Origin of the sequence: Nocardiopsis sp. CNR-923 (assembly GCF_001942255.1) — a bacterium.
GTDB lineage: Bacteria > Actinomycetota > Actinomycetes > Streptosporangiales > Streptosporangiaceae > Nocardiopsis.
The window spans coordinates 1-19,525 of record NZ_MKKC01000078.1; the positions used below are offsets into that span (position 1 = coordinate 1).

Consider the following 19,525-nt stretch of genomic DNA (forward strand, 5'->3'; position numbering starts at 1 on the left):
CACGTGCGCACCTGGTGCTCGTCCAGCCCAGCCAGACCCTTGCCCTGCTGGAAGCTCTCCTCCACCCGCCACCGGCGCCCGGCCACGGCGACCAGACGCTTCAACGGCACCATTTCGGGTGCGTAGCACCGGTAGAACGCCAGCTCACCCGTGGTGCGATGGCGTCGGATCAACGCCCACCGGCACCCGGACGGAGCGGGTTCGGCATCGATGAGCGCCCAGTCGTAGAAGCGCTGGCCCTTGGCTCCGGGCCCGGCGGACAGGCGCTGCCACGCCGTGCCGGGGGCCAGGACCGCGAGTTCGCCGACGGTGGCCGGGCCGTGCGGCAGCATCAGGCGTTCAGTGCGGGCCACGGCCATGACGTATCCGAGCCGGTGTTCCTCCAGCGCCTGGCGCAGGTGCGGGTTGCCTCCGTCAACCTCGTCGGCGGCCACCCAGGCCGCGGGGGTGTGCGCGGCCAGGGCGGCGGTGATCATCTGCTCGGCGAGTGCGGGTTTGGTGGCGAAGGCGACGTGCTCGGGAACGCCCGCCGTTCGCAGGCGTTGGGGGTCGTTGGTCCAGGAGCGGGGGAGGCAGAGGCGGTGGTCGACCAACGCGTGCCCGGCCGGGGTGGTGTAGGCGAGGTAGACCGCGACCTGGGCGTTCTCGATGCGCCCGGCGGTGCCGGTGTACTGGCGTTGGACCCCGACCGTTTCGGTGCCCTTCTTCAGGTCCCCGGTCTCGTCCACGACCAGGACTACGTCCTGTTCTCCCAGGTGGGTGCGGGCGTAGGTGCGCAGATCCTCGACCAGCCCCGGTTCGTCGATGCGGGCGCGGGAGAGCAGGTGCTGGAAGCGGGACGACCGCGACGGCCCCGAGGAGCCACAGGGGCACGTCGCCCATCAGCAGCGAGAACAGACCCCACACCGTCAGCCCGACGGGAGCGATGACCAGCAGTTGCCGCGCGGTGAGGTTCCACAGCACGGGTTCGGGTCGATCGATGTCCGTGGGAATGCGTGCGTGCCACGTGGAAACGTCCTGGTCCATGTCGGTGTCCCTTCCTCGCGTGGGTGGTTCAGTGCCGTCGCCGGTTCCAGAACCGGAGCCGGGACGGATCGGGTCTGCGCGGCCACGGAAGACGGCGTTCGAAACGCTTCGGCCAAGGCTGGGCGCCGGACGACCGTTGGGCTGACCGGCGCGGGGTGGGCCCTTGCTGGTGCGTGTTCGGGCGCGGAGGGTGCCCGGTGACGGGACGGGCGCCGCTGCTTTCGTGCCGGTGGTCGGGCACTGGGTCCGGTGACGCCGTAGCCGGGGCTCGGCGCTGCCTGTTGGTGGGAGGCGCCACAACGTGTTGGGGGTGGGGAGCGGACGGGGTGTGTCCTGGAGCGTGTGTCCCGCTCGAGCCTGACACAGAGGGGGACAGTGGTTCGGGACAGCGGCGTGGCCTGTGGTGGCACGATGAGTCCGGTGACCGGCTGCTACGGACGCGGGTCGTGTGCCTGGCGTGCCGAAGCGCCAGTTGCGCGCGCGTCGGGGCAGGGGCGTCGTGGGTGCGGCGGTGCGGCTCGCTCGAACCCGGCGCATCCCCTGCTGCCCGACCCTCAGCAGTGCGCCCGTCCGACCGCCCACTCCCCGTACGGCCGCCGCTCACCCACCGGTCCCTGCCGTTACTGCTGCCACCGCCACCCAGGTCAGGGCCTTGGCCACCCAAGCCGCAGGGGATCGACCGGAGGGTCCCGACCACACCGCCCGGTACGCCCTCACGGGAATGCGGATCTGCACATAGACGAGCACCAGGAGGAGGAACAGGTCGAAGAGGTTGACGTCTCCACGCACGACCTGCGCGGCGCCGAACATCGCGCGGGCATCGCCCTCGAAGAACACGCGCATGAGCGCCACGAAGGCGAGGGCCTGGGAGATGGGCACGAGGCAGACCGCGCCCAAGGCGCGCCACCACATCTGCGCGACGCGGTTGGTCTGCGGGAGCCCGTGGAACATGAGCATCGCCGGTCCGCCGACCATCAGCAGGATCACGATGACGATGCGGACGATCTCCACGATCACCCACAGGATCATCAGGACGACGAACACCAGGAGGAAGAGCACGACGATCGCCGCGTCCTCACCCAGGAACTGCACCGTCCGCTCGTTGAGGTTCTGAGCGGCCACCTCGTTGCTGATGCCGTCCGCGGTGATGGCCTGGGCGACGGAGGTCGAGACGTGTGCCGCGAATCCGACGACGCTCAGCGAGACGTTCGAGGCGACGAACCCGGCCACGAGGCGTGGCAGGACCTCCCGCGCCGAGTACTGCGTCTGGAGTCCGTGGTGGGTCATGATCACGAACCTGGCCGCGATGACCAGCAGGGCGTAGGCGGTGTTGACCGTGGCGGAGCCTCCCTCCCACACACCGGTGATGCCGTCGGTGGAGCCGGGGGTCGTGAACAGCGTTCCGGCGATCCATCCGAAGAGCGGTTCGAGGATGCCGAGAACCAGTCCGTGGAACCACTGGGTGATGTGGCAGGAGACCTCGATCGCGCCGCAGTCGAAGACGTCGGCGTACTCCTCCTCCAGGCTCAGCGGACTCGCCAGCGCGAATTCTTCGCGCCCGGGCTCGGCCGGTGCCGTGCTCATGGCGACTCGTACTTGCTCAGGTAGTCCAGGGCGAAGAGCAGGACCTCGCCCGCGAACACCACGACGTAGCCCACGGCCGCTCCGGCGAACCCCCGCTTGGCCTTGTCGATCTCGTTGGGATCGCCACCGGCCAGCATCCAACGCAGGCCAGCGACGATGATGAAAAGCGTCGCCACCGATCCCGCGATGGCCTGGCAGAGCCTGGTGAGGCGCAGGATGACGTCGTTGAGCTGGTGGGCGAACAGCCACGCCTCGTCCGCGAGCACGGGTTCGGCGAGCCCCAGGACGAGGGCCAGCGCGCTCCCCGACGTACAGACCCAGGGCTGCGGCGAGCAGCGCCCGCGCCGTGGTCGGCGTTCGTGTGGAGTCGCCATGTCGCCCCCCGTGGTCGGCTCTCCTACCTCGGAACAGAGCCACCACGGAGGGCGGGATTGGACTCGATGTCAGCGATCCTTGACCCAGTCCTCGAGTGGTCAGGCCGCTGACAGGGCGGACAGGCGTGCGGTGACCAGCCCCGATCGCACCGCGTCCGTGAGCCGCCGTTCCGCGCGCGATCGGCGTTTGGCGAGCTGCCAGTAGGCGGTTCCGCGTTCTCGGGCCACGTCCGTCAGCGGCACCCGGTCCAGCCTGGTGCGCCCGATGAGGTCGGCGTCCGCCTTACTGATCACGCCCTGGCGGACCGCGTCCTCCAACACCAGGTCCGGGTTCCCGGTCGGGACGGGCCCGTTGGCGAGCGGTTCGGCCACCGCGGTCGGCACGGCCAGCGCCTCCTTACGCGCCCGCAGCCCCCATCGACTGGCGCGACAGCGCAGCACCCACGGCAGTCGGCACCAGGAGGTGTCCACCTCGTGGACGGCGGCGATGAACCCTGCCAGCATCTCCTCCTGGACGTCCTCGGCGGCCCGAGCGTCGAGGCCCACGCACATCCGCGCCGCGCACGCCCGGAGCGCGGGCATGGCCAGACCGATGGCGGCCACCATCCACTCCTCGCGCACGCGCGCCGACTCGATCACCGTGCGCCAGACGCTGTCACGCACCTGGCGGGCCAGCGAGCCCGACAGCAGGAGTTCGCGCAGCTCCAGCAGGGTGTCCGGGCGGGCGTCGGTGAACGGTGCCAGCTCGCGCAGCAGGTCGTCGGTGTCCAGCTCCAGGCGCAGGAATTCGTGCTCGGCCGCGCGCAGTGGGTCGTGACGCATGGTGGGTCTCCCCGTCGTCGATCGGTGATGACCCGACCGACCAAAGGAGGCGCGGCTGACGCTGGACTGGCGGCGGTCTGACCGTCAGCGCGCAGGCGGCGAACGGGGGTCTCACAAGGTTCTGACCCACCGCTCACACACGGTCGTCAGCCGTGGGTGCGGACAGGGCCAGGTGCCTGAACCACAAGCACCGATCTGCGCTATGACCAGGGATGACAGCCTCTCCGGTGGCTGACAGACCTTCGCTGTCAGCCACCCACCGGCCGCGTTGACTCAACCGTTGCCGGATTTCTCGCGTTCATGCGACTCCGCACATGATCCGGTCGTAGCTGCGTTGGGCGCGCGAGGCGGCGGCGGAGCGCCCGTAGCGGCGCAGCATCTGGCGCGAGTCCCAGCCGTTGAGCTCCATCAGTTCGCCCTCGGAGCCGCCGTTGTCCAGGTACCGGTGGGAGAAGTCGTGGCGGTACCGGTGCAGGTAGGCGCCCTCCACCCCGGCTCGCTCCGCTCGGCGGCGCACCATCTGGTAGTTCCCCGACGCCGAGAGCGCCCCGCCCTTCTGCGACAGCCACAGGTGCGGCAGGTGCGCGTGGGAGTGCTTGGCGCGCTGGCGCAGGTAGCGGTCCAGCGCCTTGGCGGTCTCGAAGGTGAACTTCACGAACCGTCGCTTGCCGCCCTTGCCGGTGACCAACGCTCGGCGGTCCGATACCGACACGTCGTCCACCGTCAGACCGGCCAGCTCCTGGCGGCGCATCCCTGTGTCGCGCAACAGCATGATGATCGCGGTGTCGCGGACCCTACACGCCTTCCCCCGCGCGCCACGGCTGCCCGGCATCTCCAGGATCCGCTTGGTGGCGTCCTTCTCGAACACCGGCACCGGCTCGGGCACCACCGTGGCCGGCTTGAGCTTGCGCATCGGGTTCGGGATCTCCTCCTCGGCCAGCCACTTGAAGAACTGCTGCAAGCAGCGGAACTGGTTGTTGAGGTAGGAGTCCTTGTGACCGCGGCGGCGCAGCCGCACCAGCCAGGACCGGATGTGCACCCGGGCGACCAGCTCCCAGTCGCGCACGGGCTCGAAGGTGACCATGTCAGCGCTGCTGTCAGCGGCGGTGTCGTAGCGACGGTCGATGTCAGACGGCCGACCACCGGCCAGCAGGTGCTCGGCGGCGAACCACCGCACCGCTTCGCTGTACATCGTGGCGGTGCGCTCGCTGCGACCGGCGGCGCGCAGGGTCAGGACGAAGGAGTCGACGTGGGGCTTCAGGGGTCCAGCAGCAAGGTTGCGCGGTCCCCGGCGTACGCGCTTGGTGCCCATAGGCGATTGCTCTCCAGGCGGTGAGGCTGTCAGCGGAGTGACTCCGCCTGAAGATGTCCCAGGTCAGACATAGTGAGAGCCAGCGAGGGGACTTGAACCCCTAACCTATCGCTTACAAGGCGATTGCTCTGCCAATTGAGCTACGCTGGCGGGCCTCCGGGGCCGTCCGACCTCGGAGAGTCCTTCCGAATGGTACCGGTTCCTGGACCGCGTGGCCTACTCGGAACCGGCCCCGCGCCTGCGCGCGACCTCGTAGAGCGCGACGCCCGCCGCCACGGACGCGTTCAGCGACTCCGCACCGCCGATCGGGATGCTCGCCACCACGTCGCACGTCTCCCGCACGAGGCGGGACAGACCCTTGCCCTCGGAACCCACGACGATGACCAGCGGTCCCGTCGCCAACTCCAGCACCGGCAGGCTCGTGTCGCCCCCGGCGTCCAGGCCGACGACGAACAGCCCGGCCTTCTTGTAGGCCTCCAGCGCGCGGGTCAGGTTGGTGGCCTGCGCGACCGGGAGCCGGGCGAGGGTGCCCGCCGAGGTCTTCCACGCGGTCATGTTCACGCTCGCCGAGCGTCGCTCCGGGATCACCAGGCCGTGCGCTTCGAACGCCGCAGCCGAGCGCGCCACCGCGCCCAGGTTGTGCGGGTCGGTCACTCCGTCGAGCGCGACGATCAGCGGCGCCGTGTCCGACTCCAGGGCCCGGTCCAGCAAGTCCTCCGGCGCCCAGTACCGGTACGGCCGCACCTGGAGGGCCAGTCCCTGGTGGGCGGCGCCCGGCTGGCCGTTGCTCTCGCACCGCCGGTCCAGTTCGGCCCTGGTCACCTCGACGATCTCGATGCCGCGGTCCCCCGCGGCGCGCGCCGCCTCGGTCACCCGCTCGTCCTGGTCCAGGCTGTTGGCCAGGAACAGTCGGGTGGCGGGCATCCCCGCGCGCAGTGCCTCCACGACCGGGTTGCGGCCCACCAGCAGGTCGGAGTCGGCGGCACGGCGCTGCTGCCGTGCGGGGGCCTCGCCGGCCGTGCGGGGCAGTTTCGCCGCGCGGGCGCGCTGCTTGCCCTCGTACCAGTGCCGCTGCTCGGCGGGCAGCGTCCCGCTCTTGCCCTCCAGTGAGCGCCGACCCTTGCCGCCGCTGCCCTTGGTCGGGCCCTTCTTGCTCTTCTTCGCCGGCATGTCCGCCGCCTCCCCGTACGTCTCGCGAGCATGCCGGAAGCACAGGGGCGTCCGGCGGATCCGCCACCAGAGGACGGTGGCAAACGTCCAGCCTAACGCCGACGCGCCACCGCCCGTGTCAACCGTGCCTCAGGTCCCAGCGGGGTCCCTGCGGCGTGTCCTCGACGATGACGCCCGCCTCGGCGAGCCGGTCGCGGATCGCGTCCGCGGCCGCGTAGTCCTTCCGGGCCCGCGCCGCCTGCCGCTGCTCCAGGGCCACGGCGACGAGGGCGTCGACGACCTCCCGCAGCCCGGCGCCCCCGCTCGCCCACTGTTCGCTGAGCGGGTCCAGGCCGAGGGTCGCCAGCATCGCGCGGAGCTCGCCGGCGAGCTCGGCGGCCCTGTCCTTGTCTCCGGAGGCCAGCGCCGTGTTGCCCTCGCGCACGTGTCCGTGCACGACGGCCAGCGCCTGGGAGACCCCGAGGTCGTCGTCCATGGCGGACGCGAAGTCGGCGGGGACGCCGGCGGCGGGGACGACCTCGCCGAGCACCTCGACGGCGCGCGTGAGGAAGCCCTCGATCCGCTGGTAGGCGGCGGCCGCCTCCTGGAGCGCGGCCTCGGAGTAGTCGATGGTCGACCGGTAGTGCGCCTGGCCGAGGTAGTAGCGCAGCTCCACCGGGCGGACCTGCTGGATCATCTGCGGGATGAGCATCGAGTTGCCGAGCGACTTGCTCATCTTCTCGCCGCCGACGCTCAGCAGCCCGTTGTGCAGCCAGTAGCGCGCGAAGCCGTCCCCCGCGGCACGGGACTGGGCGAGTTCGTTCTCGTGGTGCGGGAAGACCAGGTCCAGCCCGCCCCCGTGGATGTCGAAGCTCGGTCCGAGGTACTTGGTGGCCATCGCCGAGCACTCCAGGTGCCAGCCCGGCCGTCCTCGGCCCCACGGCGTCTCCCAGCTGGGCTCGCCCGGCTTGGCGCCCTTCCAGAGCGCGAAGTCGCGGGGGTCGCGCTTGTCCCGGTCCTGGTCCGCGCTGTCCTCCATCTGGTCCGGCCGCTGGTTGGACAGTTCGCCGTAGGAGCCGTAGGAGCCCACGTCGAAGTAGACGTCGCCGGAGCCGTCCTCGGCCGCGTAGGCGTGGCCGTCGTCGATGAGGCGGCGCATGAGATCGATCATCTCCGGCACGTGGCCGGTCGCCCGCGGCTCGACGGTGGGCGGCAGGCAGCCGAGGACGTCGTAGGCCTCGGTGAACGCGCGCTGGTTGCGCTCGCTGACCTTCCACCACGGCACGCCCTCCGCCGCGGCGACGTTGATGATCTTGTCGTCGATGTCGGTGACGTTGCGGCAGAACGTGACGTCGTAGCCGAGGTGGGTCAGCCAGCGGCGCAGGATGTCGAAGTTGACGCCCGAGCGGATGTGGCCGATGTGCGGTGGTGCCTGCACCGTGGCGCCGCACAGGTACAGGGAGGCACACCCCTCGCGCAGGGGGACGAAGTCTCGGACCTGTCGGGCACTGGTGTCGTAGAAGCGCAGACTCACGTTGTCAAGCGTAGCCGCTGTACCCTCGCACGCGGGTCACAAACCACCATTCGCCGTCGCCTTCGGCCGACTCCCGGACAGACCCGAGAGCACATATGTGGTGAGCCGTATTACGGGCGACCTGGTGTGAGATTTCCGGGCACGGAAGCCCGTCCCCCACGGCGATCAGGGCGCCTGCCGCCTCGGTTCCCGCCCCGGCCACGCCGCGCGGCGACCGTGATCGGCCGGAATCTCGTGTTGGCGCGGCCTCCTCGACTACGCTGCGGTTGCGATGGCCCCTTACGACAAAGCCCCCGAGACAGGGACACGGAACGGCCGCCCGGCGAGCCGCGGACTGGGAGCCGGTGCTCTCGTCGGTGGCGCGCTCTTCGTCGGTCTGATCGCCGTGTGCGCCCTCGTCATCTCCTACGCCGGCGTCTTCCGTTTCGCCGAGTACGGCGGACACGAGGACAGCCCCCTGGCGCACGTGTTCCCGGTGACCTACACCCTGCTGCTGCTCATGGCGTTCTGGGTGAGCTACGTCCTGCGCGAGGCCCATCCCCGGGACCGCGCGTGGGTGGACCTCGCGCTCATCCCGGTGCTCATCGTGGTCGCCGCGGGCGCATGGTGCTCAACAACCTGGGGCTGGTCGAGTCGGTCCACCAAGGGGTCGCCAACGTCATCGTCGCGGTGGCGCCGCTCGCGGCGCTGCTCGTCGCCTTCCTGCTGTGGATGACCGTCCGCGCGCACATCCGCCGTCGCCGCCGCGGCGCTCCCGTTCGGCCCACTCCCTCGGCTGACCGGGCGACGGTGCTGCACGGCCGCGCGGTGGAGCCGTCGGAGCTGGACGACGACCACCACCTGACGACCCGGCTGCTGGACTTCGGCCCCGCCCCGCTCCGCCACGACCCCGGGGCGGACGCGCCCGAGACGGCGACGCGCCCCCCGTGGCTCGACGAGGACGACGAGGACGAGGTCTCCGGGGTCGTCTCGGTGACGTCCGTCGCCAGTCGGCCGGTGAGCGCGGCCGAGCCGGCCGCGGGCCCGTTGCCCAAGCGCACCCGCACCGGAGCCAACCCGATCAAGCGCGCGAACACCGACGTCCCCGTCGTTCCCGGCGCCGCCGCGCCGGTGGACCCGCCCGCGGAGGGCACGGACCGTGACGACCGCGCGAGCGGGTTCGACGACGGGTTCGACGACGAGCCGCCGCCGGGGGACCCCGCCACCGACGAGGCCGACGCACCGACCGCACCCGTGGCCGAGGAACCGCGCGGACCGGCGCCGGGGCCCGGACCCGTCGAGACCGAGCCGTTGGAACCGGACCCCCGGTCCTTCGACGCCTCCGAGCCCGAGGACGCCGCGATCCCGGACACGGCCCTGTGGGAGCCTCCCGCCGATGCGATCGCCGGGGGAACGGTCGCCGACTACGTCCCGCCGGAGTGGACCCCCCCGGAGGACGATGAACCCCCGCATCCGGCCCTGGAGGACGCGCCGGAGGACGAGGAGCCGACCCCCGTGCTCGACCACGACGCCGGACCCGAGGTCCGGGCGGCCTTCGGGATCGGGTCGGTTCCCCCGCGCGCCGCCACCCCCGAGCCGGTGCAGCGGATCCAGGACGCGGAGCCGAGGGACCGGTACCGGGAGCCCGAGCCCGTGACCTGGTTCGAGGACGGCTTCCTGGACGACGCCGAGGGCGCGTTCGCCCCGGAGACCGATCCGCCCCCCGTCCAGGCCGCCGAGCACCTGGCCGAGGCAGCTCCACCTCCGGAGTCGGCGGAGCCGGCGTCCCGGCCGGTCACCGAGCGCCGTACGCCGCTGGAGAAGCGCCCGGTGGTCCTCAGGCCGCGTCGTCCGCCGATGACGGACCTCACCCCCGGACCGCCGTCCGGGCGGGTCCGCAGCGAACCTCTGCCCCCGGGCGACTGACGCGCCCCGGGTCTCAGGCGTGCAGGCGCGCTGCGGTCGGCCGGTGGTCGCTGTCCGTCCGGGCAGCGTCCACGCCTCGGTCGCCGTCAGCTCGCGCACCGGGACGTGGTCGATCCGCACCATCGGGAACGCGGCGGGCCAGGTCATGCCCAGCCCGTCGCCGCCGGTCCCCCGCACCGAGGCCAGGTGCACGACGTACACGTCCATCGCGCCCTCGGGCGCGTCGACCTCGGCGCGCATCCCCCGGTACGGGGCACGGGCCGGACGACGGTGGTTCAGTCCCGAGGCGCGCACAGGGCGGTGGCCACGGCGGCGATGCCCTCGCCGCGCCCGGTCAGCCCCAGGCCGTCGGTCGTGGTGGCCGAGATGCTCACCGGAGCCCCCACCACGGCGGACAGCGTCTTCTCCGCCTCCTGGCGCCGAGGCGCGAACTTGGGGCGGTTGCTGATGATCTGGACGGCCACGTTGCCGATCTCGAAACCGGCGGCGTGCACGCGGGCGACGCTCTCGGTCAGCAGGGCCGCCCCGGACGCGCCGCGCCATCGGGGGTCGGCGGTGCCGAAGTTCGAACCGAGGTCCCCCAGTCCGCAGGCCGAGAGCAGCGCGTCGCAGGCCGCGTGCGCGGCGACGTCACCGTCCGAATGACCGCTCACACCGTCTTCCCCCGGCCATTCCAAACCGGCGAGGAAAAGTGTTCTTCCAGGAGAAAACGGGTGGACGTCCGTTCCGACGCCCACCCGAGGCATATTCATCATGAAAAAGTGCTTCTTCGACCCGTGTCAGTTCGTCAGAACCTCGTCGAGGAGCGCTTCGGCCTTGTCCTCGTTGGTCTTTTCGGCGAGCGCGAGTTCACTGACGAGAATCTGGCGGGCCTTCGCGAGCATCCGCTTCTCGCCGGCGGACAGCCCGCGCTCCTTGTCCCGGCGCCACAGGTCCCGGACCACCTCGGCGACCTTGTTGACGTCACCGGACGCCAACTTCTCCAGGTTCGCCTTGTAGCGCCTGGACCAGTTCGTGGGCTCCTCGGTGTGCGGCGCGCGCAGCACCTCGAAGACCTTGTCCAGGCCCTCCTGTCCCACCACGTCACGAACGCCGACGTCCTCGGCGTTCTCAGCCGGCACACGCACCGTCAGATCGCCCTTGTCGACCCTCAGAACGAGGTAGGTTCTGTCCTCGCCCTTAATGGTGCGAGTCTCGATCGCTTCAATACGAGCAGCCCCATGATGGGGGTAGACAACAGTGTCGCCGACCTTGAAAGCCATGTGACAGGTACCCCTTCCGCTACCACAAGGATACCACGAATCTGTGACTTAACGTACCTATTAGGTTTGCGAACACGCAGGTCAAGCCACACTTTTCAGGGCTTGACAAAGTGTACCCGAGGCCTGCCGAGGCCCTGGTCGGACCACCCTCCGGCGGCCGCGAACCCCTGCTGGCCAGCGAATCCGCGGACCCTCGCGCAGGGGATCGGGGAGGGACCGACGGCCCCTCCCCGGGACTCTCCGGCGGCGTCGGAGCGACGGATGTCACGTTCGCGACACCCTTCGACGCTCCGGGTCACCACACCTCGGTCACCCGGGGTCACGCTTCGGGTTCGTAGTCCTCGCGCTTCTCGCCGGTCACCATGTAGACGAGGTTGTCGGCGACGTGCACCGCGTGGTCACCGAACCGTTCGTAGAAACGGCCCACCAGGGTGACGTCCATGGTGGCCTCGACGCCGTACTCCCAGCCCGGCGCGAGAATGCGCTGCAGCAGCTTGCGGCGCAGCCGGTCCATCCGGTCGTCGTCCTTGTCCAGCTCCAGCGCGGTGTCGGGGTCGCGTTCGCTGATCACCTCGCCCGCCTTGGTCACGAGCAGCTCGGCCTGGTGGCCCATCTCCAGCACGATCGACCGGACGGGCTTGGGGATGGCCGAGTCCGGGTGCCGCCGCCGCGCGATCTTGGCCAGGTGGACGGCGTGGTCGCCCATCCGCTCCAGGTCACCGCGCATGTACAGCGACGTGATGATGGTCCGCAGGTCCGAGGCGACCGGCTGCTGCCGCGCCATCAGGCTGAAGGCGGTGTCCTCGATCTCCTGGTCCAGCCGGTTGATCTCCTCGTCACCGGAGATCACCTCCTGCGCCGCCGCCAGGTCATCGTCCAGAAGCGCGGTGGTGGCCCGCGCGATCGCGTGCCTGGCCAGGCGCGTCATCTCGACGAGGCGTTCGCCCAGACTGTCGAGGTCCTCGTGGTACGTATCCCGCATGTCGTCAATGCTCCCAGTGGTTCGTTGAAGAGTCGGCCAAGAATTGGTGAACGATGCAAGAAGCTCGGTTGTGCCATCCGGTCTGACCGGGTAAGGATCCGGTCCGCCCGTTTACGATCGAATCGTGCAAGGGGAACTTCTCGCCGCCGTGACCGGCATCTTCGGACTCGTGACAGGCGTCGTCGTCGGCGTCCTCGCCGGTCTCTACCTCCGTACCAGCTCGCCTGAGCGGCATTCGCCGGCTCCCGCGCGGCACGACGGCGCCACCCTCCCGTCGGGCATCGCCGAGGTACTGTCCGCGATCCCCTCGTCGGCCGTCGTCCTGGACTCGGCCGACCGGGTGCTGCGCGCCTCGTCCGCCGCCCGGGCCTTCGGGATCGTCCGGGGCGACGAACTGGTGATAGGCGAACTCCTGACCCTGGCCCGGCAGGTGCGTCGGGACGGGGTCATCCGCGAGACCGACATCGAGGTGGCCGTTCGCAAGTTCGGGCCCGACGCCACCTCCTTCGCCGTACGCGTGGCGCCCCTGGGGGGCACCGGTCTGGTCCTGGTGCTGGCCGAAGACCAGACGGAGCACCGCCGCGTCGAGGCGGTGCGCCGGGACTTCGTCGCCAACATCTCGCACGAGCTGAAGACGCCGGTCGGCGCCCTGTCACTGCTGGCCGAAACCGTACAGGACGCGAGCGACGACCCCGAGGCCGTCCGCCGGTTCACCGACCGCATGCGGCAGGAGGCCACCCGGCTGACGGCGGTCATCCAGGACCTCATCACGCTCTCCCGCATCCAGGGCGCCGAACCCATGGCCGAACCCACACGGGTGGACCTGGGCTACGTCGTGGAGGACGCGCTCGACGCGGTGCGCATGCCCGCCGACGCCAAGGGGATCGAGCTGGTCGGCAGCGGCGCGGAAGGCGTCGCCGTCCTGGGCGACGAGGGACTGCTCGGCACCGCCCTGCGCAACCTGGTCGCCAACGCCGTCGCCTACAGTCCGAAGAACACCCGGGTCGCGGTCTCGGTCGGGGTGTCCCGGTCGAGCGTGGACGTCAGCGTCGCCGACCAGGGCATCGGCATCCCCCAACAGGATCTGGAGAGGATCTTCGAGCGGTTCTACCGTGTGGACGCCGCTCGGAGCCGGGCGACCGGTGGCACCGGTCTCGGCCTGGCCATCGTCAAGCACATCATGACCCACCACCGTGGAGAAGTGACCGTGTGGAGCAAGGAGGGGTCGGGATCGACGTTCACTCTGCGTCTGCCCCGACCCGAGAGCCGGAGGGTCGAGCCCGCCGGCAACAGCGACCGTCAGGAGGCGGCACAGTGACGCGCGTACTCGTTGTCGAGGACGAGGAATCCTACAGCGACGCCCTCTCGTACATGCTGCGCAAGGAGGGTTTCGAGGTGGCCGTGGCGCCCACGGGCACGGTCGCCCTGGAGACCTTCGACCGCACCGGCGCCGACCTGGTGCTGCTGGACCTGATGCTGCCGGGACTGTCGGGCACCGAGGTGTGCCGGACGCTGCGGCAGAAGTCGAACGTCCCCGTGATCATGCTGACCGCGAAGGACTCCGAGATCGACAAGGTCGTCGGCCTGGAACTGGGCGCCGACGACTACGTGACCAAGCCGTTCTCCTCACGTGAACTCGTCGCGCGCATCCGGGCCGTGCTGCGGCGCCGGGGCGAGGGCGACGGCGCCGAGCCGCTGCCCGCGGCGCTGGAGGCCGGCCCCGTCCGGATGGACGTCGAGCGGCACGTGGTGACCGTGCGCGGCACGAACGTGCAGCTCCCGCTCAAGGAGTTCGAGCTCCTGGAGGTGCTCCTGCGCAACGCCGGCCGGGTGCTCACCCGGATGCAGCTCATCGACCGCGTCTGGGGCGCGGACTACGTCGCGACACCAAGACGCTCGACGTGCACGTCAAGCGCTGCGCGCCAAGGTCGAGGAGGACCCGGGCAACCCCAGGTACATCGTGACCGTGCGCGGTCTCGGCTACAAGTTCGAACCGGTGACCGCGAGCGTGGAGTAGCGAGGTCCGTCGCGTCCCGCGGCCGGCCCCGACGTCGCGGGGTGTCCCGAGGTGTCCCGGGGCGGCCGGATCCCTTCCCGCCGAGTCACCGGTCCCGGACCGCGGTCACAGCGCCGTCCGGGACCGATTCGTGTCCGGGCTGTCCCACCCGGCAGCCCAGCAGCGCGCTCGCGCAGGCCATCATCCCCAAACCCACCAGGTGGCCGGCGGTGTTGGCGCACAGGTCGGCCAGGTCCGTTCCCCGTTCCGACACGAGTGCGAACCGGAGGCCCTCGACGGCGGCGGACACGGTCGGTCCGACGGCGGCGCGGGCCCACGGCGAGACCAGGACCCGATAGGTCACCAGGCCGAGGGGGGCGAAGAGGACGGTCTGGGCGAGGAGTTCGTCCAGGATCGACGGCGGCGGCTCCGCGGGCGCGATGTCGATCGCCGGCGTACCCGCCATGAGGTCGTCGGTCGGCGGCGGGACGTCGGGGACGTGCCCCGCCGGCGACCAGTCGCCGCCCGGGTCCACGACGAGGACCGCGTAGGCGAACAGGACGGCTGCGATGCCGAGGGCGCCCAGGGTCGAGGCGGCGCGGGGTCGGACCAGACCGAGCCAGGCCAGGGGCAGTGCGGGAATGGCGAACGCAACGAGGAGGAGTAGCGCGGCACCCGCGTCGATATGCAGAACGGCATGCCACACGGACGGACCGTGCATTTTTCTCGTCACCTTTCCGTGGGCGGTCGTCCGATTCTCCGCGGTTTTCCCAACCTGTCCCGGGCGACCTCGGCACACGGTGTTCGCCATCGCGCTCACGTGAGTTTCCCTGTCCGTCTCGGGGCAGTGGAAGGGGGAATGCGCGAACGCCGTCGCATACGACCGCCCCAGTTCCGAACCGGTGTGCGGACGGCGAACAGGTGCGGTTCCAGGTCACGGCGAAGGCAGGACGAACCGCTCCCGCGGTCGTAAGATTCGCCATCCGGAAAGCTATATCAATAGGAAACCGAATATCGGATCACGAATGGCGACTCCCACAAACCGAGGGCGATTCACTACGCAACTGTACGGACACCCTCCGCGACCGTCAATGGCACGGCGAGGCATTTTTTCCGCTTTCCTGGAAAAACAGTCGTGACCTGCACGAAATGCGCTTGCCCGCCCCGAGGCCCCGCTCAGACCTCGACGATCACGGTGAACGGGCCCTCGTTGGTCAGCGCCACCGACATCATCGCGCCGAACCGCCCCGTGGCCACCTCGGCCCCCAGATCGCGCAGCTCCTTGACCACGGCGTCGACCAGCGGCTCGGCGACCGGCCCGGGGGCGGCCGCCTGCCACGTGGGGCGGCGGCCCTTGCGCGCGTCACCGTAGAGCGTGAACTGGCTGACCACCAGGAGCGGGGCTCCGACGTCGGAGCAGGACCGCTCGTCCGCGAGGATCCGCAGCGTCCACAGCTTCTTCGCGAGCTTGCGCGCCCGCGCCTCGGTGTCGGTGTGGGTGACCCCCACGAGCGCCATCAGCCCGGGGTCGGTGATCGCGCCGACCACCTCGCCGTCCACCGTCACCGACGCGTGCGACACCCGCTGCACGACCGCGCGCATGTTCCCTCCTCGTGGCCGCCACCGCCGCGGGCCGGTCCCCGCGGACGGACAGCCACGACGATACGGCAGGCACGGGAGCCCCCGGACCGCCCGGGAGCGGCCCCGGCCGGTCCTCAGCGCCTGCGCTGGAACTGGTTGACCAGCCGCATCCGGCGCGCGTTGGTGATGATGCCGGTGAGGGTGACCGCGAACGTGCGGATGGAGTCGGCGAAGTCCTCGATCCGCCACTCCTGGGGCCCGGTGTACCAGGCCAGTCCGTCACCGGTGAGTTCCTCGTCCGTCAGGTCGGTCAGCGCGGCGGACGCCAGAATGTTCGCCCAGCGGTCGACGTCGTCGAAGATGACCGCGTACGGCAGGTAGCGCGAGTAGATCTCCACGCGCTCCCCGGGCCGCTCCGTCGCCGACCTCTGGCTGAGCAGATAGTCGCGGAAGCCGATGGTGTGCGCGAGCACCGAGCTGCCCAGTCGGGTCTTGGCGGGCATGTACTGGGCGGCGACCGTGATCGCGGCCCCGGCGATGACGACCGCGAGCCCGGTGAAGGCCGCCGTGGTGAACATCGCCAGCAGCACGGTCAGCAGCACCCCGAGCGCGGTGATCGCCATGCCCGTGGTGCTCCAGCGTCCGCGCACCTGGTTCGGGGAGCGCGCGAACCACCTCAGCCGCACCATGTCCCGGTACAGCTCCTCCCGGACGCGGTCCATCCTGGCCGGGAAGTCCGAGCACACGCGGGCCGTGCCCACCTGGGACAGGCGGACGGTCCGGCGTTCGGCGAACAGCGCGTCCAGCAGGAGCCACTCGTAGGGCCGCAGGCTCTCCCCAGGCGGCCCGTCCAGACGCACGAGCCGCCAGTCGACCGACGTGAAGTGCTCGTGCGGCAGTTCCTCCAGCCGGATGTAGCCGCGCACGGCCAGGTCCACCACCGCACCGGTCAGGTCGGTGATGTCGACGGTCTCGTTGAAGAGCGTGCCGATCTGGCCGGGGTGCACACCGTCCGGCGGTTCGAAGCGCGCCCTGCCGTGCTCCCCGGTGGTCACCGGCGCCTGGTCGCCCCGGGCCGCCTCCTCGCGCAGCGCGCGCTCGTCCCGGCCGCGCACGCGGATCAGCACCACCAGGCCGCCGACCAGGACCACCAGCAGCAGGCCGAACACCCCGGCCGTCCACGGGGTCACCTGGAAAGCCGAGGCGAGCGACCAGCGGCGGTTCAGGATCGGCTCCCCCTCGGCCGTTCCGGGAGGATAGGTGACGGCGATGTCGAGACGGTCCCTGGGACGCATGTCGGCCTGGAGGAAGTGCGCCACGGCCGTGTCGGCGCCCATGTCGGAGGCCGTGCAGTACAGGGCGCTGCGCGGCTCGCCCGCCAGGCACGACAGTCCCTCGGGGGGCATCTGGGCGGTGACGGTCACGTCCGTGGACTGCACGGTGTGGCTGTAGGCGCCCACCGCCCGCCACTCCAGCTGGACCCCCTGGGCGACCTGGCTGACCGCCCCGCGCACCCGGTAGCGGAGCACCACGGTCTCCGCGCCGCCGGTGGAGATGTGCGCGTACAGGGTGCCGCCCGCCTTCTCCGTCTCGACCGCCAGGTCCTCGCCCGCGCCGTCGGCGGCGCCGATCCCGTGCACCTCGAAGACGCGGTCGTGCTCGGTGTCGTAGAGCATCGTCTCGGTGAGCGCCCGGGTGAAGGTCGTCGGGGTCCCGCCCTCGAAGGTGACCGTCTCCTGCCCGAGCAGGACGCCGTCCTCCTCCAGGTGGAGCCGGATGTCGTTGGTGATCACCGTCCCGCTGGTCGAACTCCGGCCGACGACCGCGTCCGGAGGCCCTTGTACTGTGGGTCCCGGTGCCGCCGTCACGGCATGGGCCGCGCCCACGGACCCGACGGCGGTGACCACCGTGAACAGCGAGGAGAACACGAGAGCGGCCGCCGCGGACGCGACGGCCGGGCACCTGGAGCCGACCCACCACATGACGCGAGAGCCTATCCGGTCCCCCCGTTCCCCCCGTGCACTGACGCCCCTTCCCCTGGGTCGGACCCACCGCCGCGGCCGGGTGGTCCCATGGTGACCCCGGCCCCCGACGTGGGCGCCGGGTTCTGGTCGGAACGGCCGGGGTTCGTCCAGCGGCTCGGGCTGTCCGCGTCGTTCACGCTGTGCGTCGGGCTGGCCGCGGTCGGGTTCACCGGGTTCCTCGCGACGTCGGAGATACTCGCCCCCGCGGAGGCCTCCTGGCCCGACGCCCACCCGTTCGGCGCGGCGGGCCAGGACCCCGAGCCGACGACGGCCGAGGCTCCGCTGACCGACACCGGCGGTGATCCGCTGCTCGACAACGCCCTCTACGAGGTCGGCGAACTGGGCGAGGTCACGTGCGGCGCCCCGGAGCTGGCCCCGGACGACCCCGCGTCGACGGAGGGGTTCGCGCACGCCATCGCCGACTGCCTCGACCAAGCCTGGAGCGCCTACTTCACGGAGGCCGGGCTGGAGTTCTCCTCCCCCAACCGCGTCTACTGGTACGCCGAGGGGCACAGCCCGTGCGGCCCCTTCCCCAAGGAGGACACCGCGGCCTTCTACTGCCAGGCCAACCAGGGCCTGTACCTGGGGGTGGAGGACATCGTCGAGGCCTCGGCGGGCACCGACCGGCCCGAGGCGTACACCTTCCTGCTCAGCCACGAGTACGGGCACCACGTCCAGGGCCAGTCCCGCGTGCTCGCGGAGTTTCGCTCCGACCGCGCCGCGGCCGACCCCGAGACCGCCGACGAACTGACCCGCCGCAACGAACTCCAGGCCGACTGCCTCGGCGGAGTGTTCCTCGGCGCGTCCGGCACCTCCCTGGACCTCGGCGCTCGGGAGCGGGCGAACATCCTCGACGACGTCGCCCGGCGCAGTGACCACGGAGCCGAGCGCACGCACGGACAGGCGTCCAGTGCCCGCCTGTGGACCGAACACGGCATGGACCGAAGGGACCCGGCCGCGTGCAACACGTGGAAGGCCAACGGGGAGCTGGTGCGGTGAGGGGCGGGACGGACCCGGTCGGCGACCGGGCCCGCCAGGTCGACCGCCGTGTGCTCGGCACAGTGGCCGCCCTGCTCGCGCTGCTCATGACGCTGGCCGTGCTCTCGTGGTCCGCGGTCGAGGACGACCGGGGCACGGCCCCCGGGGCCGCGGCCGACGACGCCGACCGGTCCCTCCCCAGCGGCTCCGGCGACGGGGGCGCGGCGGATCTCGCCCACCACCCCGACCAGCGGGGGCGCCCTCCGGCCGCACGGCGCTGGTGGCCAATCCGCTGTACGACACGGGCCGTCTCAGCCCGCTCCCCTGCCCGGTGCCCGAGCCGGACGTCGACGATTCCGACTCGATGGAGCGCTTCCTCCACCGGGTCGCGGACTGTCTGGACGACGCGTGGAGCACCCAGTTCTCCCGGGCGGGGATCCCGTTCGAGCCGCCGGACCGCGTGTTCTGGGACGAGCCCGGGACGAGCCCGTGCCGGGCCTACCCCTCCGCCGCCGGCGCCTTCTACTGCCGGGCCAGCCGGAGCGTCTACATCGGCACCGCCGACGTGGTGGAGAAGTGGAACGGCGCCACCGACAGCGTGGTGTACGCGTCCCTGCTCGCGCACGAGTACGGGCACCACGTCCAGGGCGAGTCCGGCCTGTTGGAGTACTACCACGAGCGGCGCCGTCTGGAGGTCGACGCCCTGGAGCGCAACGCGTGGACACGGCGGAGCGAACTCCAGGCCAATTGTCTGGCGGGCGCGTTCCTCGGGTCGGTCCGTCTCGGCTACCGGTTGGACGGGGACGACTTCGAGGCGCTCCTCGACGACGCGGCCGCCACGGCCGACCGCGAGGACGGCGACGAGGAGGAGCGCACCCACGGGTCGGCGGACAACGGCGTGTGGTGGACCAGGCGGGGGTGGGAGGAGCAGACCCCCGGCGCGTGCAACACGTGGGACGTCGCCGACGAGTCACTCGTCCATTAGGGCGTGTGCCG

The 19,525-nt window shown here is 71.1% G+C and carries 17 protein-coding genes, 1 tRNA gene and 3 pseudogenes; 6 read left to right on the top strand and 15 right to left on the bottom strand.

Annotated elements, in window-relative coordinates; genetic code table 11:
• The 9 genes and pseudogenes from BJF83_RS11680 to cysS all read right to left on the bottom strand — a co-directional run.
• Nucleotides 1–824: IS701 family transposase (locus tag BJF83_RS11680; RefSeq protein WP_316042262.1), on the bottom strand; the 824-nt coding region annotated here is incomplete at its 3' end.
• Nucleotides 825–900: 76 nt separating this feature from the next.
• Nucleotides 901–1,563 (bottom strand): annotated as a pseudogene (locus BJF83_RS30490) (hypothetical protein); the annotation flags it as partial.
• Between the two features lie 63 nt (nucleotides 1,564–1,626).
• Entirely contained in the window at nucleotides 1,627–2,610 is a 984-nt protein-coding gene (locus BJF83_RS11690) for a hypothetical protein (RefSeq protein ID WP_075926300.1), read from the bottom strand.
• Nucleotides 2,607–2,984 (bottom strand): pilin, encoded by a 378-nt coding sequence (locus tag BJF83_RS11695; RefSeq protein WP_262391476.1) that lies wholly within the window; start codon nucleotides 2,982–2,984, stop codon nucleotides 2,607–2,609. Before BJF83_RS11695 ends, BJF83_RS11690 begins: the two co-directional genes overlap by 4 nt.
• Before the next feature lie 99 nt (nucleotides 2,985–3,083).
• Nucleotides 3,084–3,806, bottom strand: coding sequence for a hypothetical protein (locus BJF83_RS11700; protein ID WP_075926301.1), 723 nt, complete (start codon nucleotides 3,804–3,806; stop codon nucleotides 3,084–3,086).
• A gap of 298 nt (nucleotides 3,807–4,104) precedes the next feature.
• The gene (locus BJF83_RS11705) at nucleotides 4,105–5,118 is read right to left on the bottom strand and encodes a tyrosine-type recombinase/integrase (RefSeq protein ID WP_083678497.1); all 1,014 of its coding nucleotides are present in this window, start codon (nucleotides 5,116–5,118) and stop codon (nucleotides 4,105–4,107) included.
• Between the two features lie 77 nt (nucleotides 5,119–5,195).
• A tRNA-Thr gene (locus BJF83_RS11710) sits at nucleotides 5,196–5,268 on the bottom strand.
• Nucleotides 5,269–5,334: 66 nt separating this feature from the next.
• Nucleotides 5,335–6,288 carry a 23S rRNA (guanosine(2251)-2'-O)-methyltransferase RlmB gene (rlmB, locus tag BJF83_RS11715; protein ID WP_075926302.1) on the bottom strand — a complete coding sequence of 318 codons (954 nt, stop codon included), beginning with the start codon at nucleotides 6,286–6,288 and terminating at the stop codon, nucleotides 5,335–5,337.
• Between the two features lie 118 nt (nucleotides 6,289–6,406).
• Nucleotides 6,407–7,801 carry a cysteine--tRNA ligase gene (cysS, locus tag BJF83_RS11720; RefSeq protein WP_075926303.1) on the bottom strand — a complete coding sequence of 465 codons (1,395 nt, stop codon included), beginning with the start codon at nucleotides 7,799–7,801 and terminating at the stop codon, nucleotides 6,407–6,409.
• 271 nt (nucleotides 7,802–8,072) lie between these two features.
• Between cysS and BJF83_RS28970 the strand changes: the two genes are divergently transcribed.
• Both BJF83_RS28970 and BJF83_RS11730 read left to right on the top strand, forming a co-directional pair.
• A complete protein-coding gene (locus tag BJF83_RS28970) occupies nucleotides 8,073–8,516 on the top strand; it encodes a DUF2637 domain-containing protein (protein WP_075926304.1) in 444 nt (147 codons plus the stop codon).
• The gene (locus BJF83_RS11730) at nucleotides 8,405–9,706 is read left to right on the top strand and encodes a hypothetical protein (RefSeq protein WP_262391477.1); all 1,302 of its coding nucleotides are present in this window, start codon (nucleotides 8,405–8,407) and stop codon (nucleotides 9,704–9,706) included. The genes BJF83_RS28970 and BJF83_RS11730 overlap by 112 nt, the downstream gene beginning before the upstream one ends.
• Before the next feature lie 275 nt (nucleotides 9,707–9,981).
• Here the strand turns inward: BJF83_RS11730 and ispF are convergent, their stop codons facing one another.
• The 3 genes from ispF to phoU all read right to left on the bottom strand — a co-directional run bounded on the left by ispF (nucleotide 9,982) and on the right by phoU (nucleotide 11,950).
• Entirely contained in the window at nucleotides 9,982–10,452 is a 471-nt protein-coding gene (gene ispF / locus BJF83_RS11735; RefSeq protein WP_187347132.1) for a 2-C-methyl-D-erythritol 2,4-cyclodiphosphate synthase, read from the bottom strand.
• Nucleotides 10,453–10,485: 33 nt separating this feature from the next.
• Nucleotides 10,486–10,968: a CarD family transcriptional regulator gene (locus tag BJF83_RS11740; protein WP_026122741.1), complete on the bottom strand. Its 483-nt coding sequence runs from the start codon at nucleotides 10,966–10,968 to the stop codon at nucleotides 10,486–10,488.
• A 319-nt stretch (nucleotides 10,969–11,287) separates the two neighbouring features.
• Nucleotides 11,288–11,950 carry a phosphate signaling complex protein PhoU gene (gene phoU / locus BJF83_RS11745; protein WP_075926307.1) on the bottom strand — a complete coding sequence of 221 codons (663 nt, stop codon included), beginning with the start codon at nucleotides 11,948–11,950 and terminating at the stop codon, nucleotides 11,288–11,290.
• A gap of 124 nt (nucleotides 11,951–12,074) precedes the next feature.
• On the opposite strand from phoU, the gene BJF83_RS11750 reads away from it, so the two are divergent.
• Together BJF83_RS11750 and BJF83_RS11755 are read left to right on the top strand one after the other, a co-directional pair.
• Nucleotides 12,075–13,268, top strand: a complete 1,194-nt coding sequence (locus BJF83_RS11750) for a cell wall metabolism sensor histidine kinase WalK (RefSeq protein WP_075926308.1) — start codon at nucleotides 12,075–12,077, stop codon at nucleotides 13,266–13,268.
• Nucleotides 13,265–13,967, top strand: a pseudogene (locus tag BJF83_RS11755) (response regulator). The gene BJF83_RS11750 and the pseudogene BJF83_RS11755 overlap by 4 nt, the downstream one beginning before the upstream one ends.
• Before the next feature lie 85 nt (nucleotides 13,968–14,052).
• Here BJF83_RS11755 and BJF83_RS11760 read toward each other — a convergent pair.
• The 3 genes from BJF83_RS11760 to BJF83_RS11770 all read right to left on the bottom strand — a co-directional run bounded on the left by BJF83_RS11760 (nucleotide 14,053) and on the right by BJF83_RS11770 (nucleotide 17,509).
• The gene (locus tag BJF83_RS11760; RefSeq protein ID WP_158070357.1) at nucleotides 14,053–14,652 is read right to left on the bottom strand and encodes a hypothetical protein; all 600 of its coding nucleotides are present in this window, start codon (nucleotides 14,650–14,652) and stop codon (nucleotides 14,053–14,055) included.
• Between the two features lie 470 nt (nucleotides 14,653–15,122).
• Complete coding sequence (gene dtd, locus BJF83_RS11765) at nucleotides 15,123–15,548, bottom strand: D-aminoacyl-tRNA deacylase (RefSeq protein WP_075926310.1); 426 nt, start codon at nucleotides 15,546–15,548, stop codon at nucleotides 15,123–15,125.
• Nucleotides 15,549–15,661: 113 nt separating this feature from the next.
• Nucleotides 15,662–17,509, bottom strand: a complete 1,848-nt coding sequence (locus tag BJF83_RS11770; protein WP_075926311.1) for a DUF2207 domain-containing protein — start codon at nucleotides 17,507–17,509, stop codon at nucleotides 15,662–15,664.
• 90 nt (nucleotides 17,510–17,599) lie between these two features.
• Here BJF83_RS11770 and BJF83_RS11775 point away from each other — a divergent pair, with 90 nt between their 5' ends.
• Entirely contained in the window at nucleotides 17,600–18,550 is a 951-nt protein-coding gene (locus BJF83_RS11775; protein WP_083678499.1) for a neutral zinc metallopeptidase, read from the top strand.
• A pseudogene (locus BJF83_RS11780) lies at nucleotides 18,520–19,514 on the top strand (neutral zinc metallopeptidase). The gene BJF83_RS11775 and the pseudogene BJF83_RS11780 overlap by 31 nt, the downstream one beginning before the upstream one ends.
• The last annotated feature ends 11 nt before the right edge of the window (nucleotides 19,515–19,525 follow it).

Excerpts from the sequence above, each read along its gene's own strand:
- BJF83_RS11775 (WP_083678499.1), top strand. The coding sequence starts at position 17,600 with ATGGTGACCCCGGCCCCCGACGTGGGCGCCGGGTTCTGGTCGGAACGG.
- BJF83_RS11705 (WP_083678497.1), bottom strand. The coding sequence starts at position 5,118 with ATGGGCACCAAGCGCGTACGCCGGGGACCGCGCAACCTTGCTGCTGGA.
- BJF83_RS28970 (WP_075926304.1), top strand. The coding sequence starts at position 8,073 with ATGGCCCCTTACGACAAAGCCCCCGAGACAGGGACACGGAACGGCCGC.
- BJF83_RS11695 (WP_262391476.1), bottom strand. The coding sequence starts at position 2,984 with ATGGCGACTCCACACGAACGCCGACCACGGCGCGGGCGCTGCTCGCCG.
- BJF83_RS11700 (WP_075926301.1), bottom strand. The coding sequence starts at position 3,806 with ATGCGTCACGACCCACTGCGCGCGGCCGAGCACGAATTCCTGCGCCTG.
- dtd (WP_075926310.1), bottom strand. The coding sequence starts at position 15,548 with ATGCGCGCGGTCGTGCAGCGGGTGTCGCACGCGTCGGTGACGGTGGAC.
- BJF83_RS11740 (WP_026122741.1), bottom strand. The coding sequence starts at position 10,968 with ATGGCTTTCAAGGTCGGCGACACTGTTGTCTACCCCCATCATGGGGCT.
- phoU (WP_075926307.1), bottom strand. The coding sequence starts at position 11,950 with ATGCGGGATACGTACCACGAGGACCTCGACAGTCTGGGCGAACGCCTC.
- rlmB (WP_075926302.1), bottom strand. The coding sequence starts at position 6,288 with ATGCCGGCGAAGAAGAGCAAGAAGGGCCCGACCAAGGGCAGCGGCGGC.
- BJF83_RS11730 (WP_262391477.1), top strand. The coding sequence starts at position 8,405 with ATGGTGCTCAACAACCTGGGGCTGGTCGAGTCGGTCCACCAAGGGGTC.
- BJF83_RS11690 (WP_075926300.1), bottom strand. The coding sequence starts at position 2,610 with ATGAGCACGGCACCGGCCGAGCCCGGGCGCGAAGAATTCGCGCTGGCG.
- ispF (WP_187347132.1), bottom strand. The coding sequence starts at position 10,452 with ATGCCTCGGGTGGGCGTCGGAACGGACGTCCACCCGTTTTCTCCTGGA.
- BJF83_RS11770 (WP_075926311.1), bottom strand. The coding sequence starts at position 17,509 with ATGTGGTGGGTCGGCTCCAGGTGCCCGGCCGTCGCGTCCGCGGCGGCC.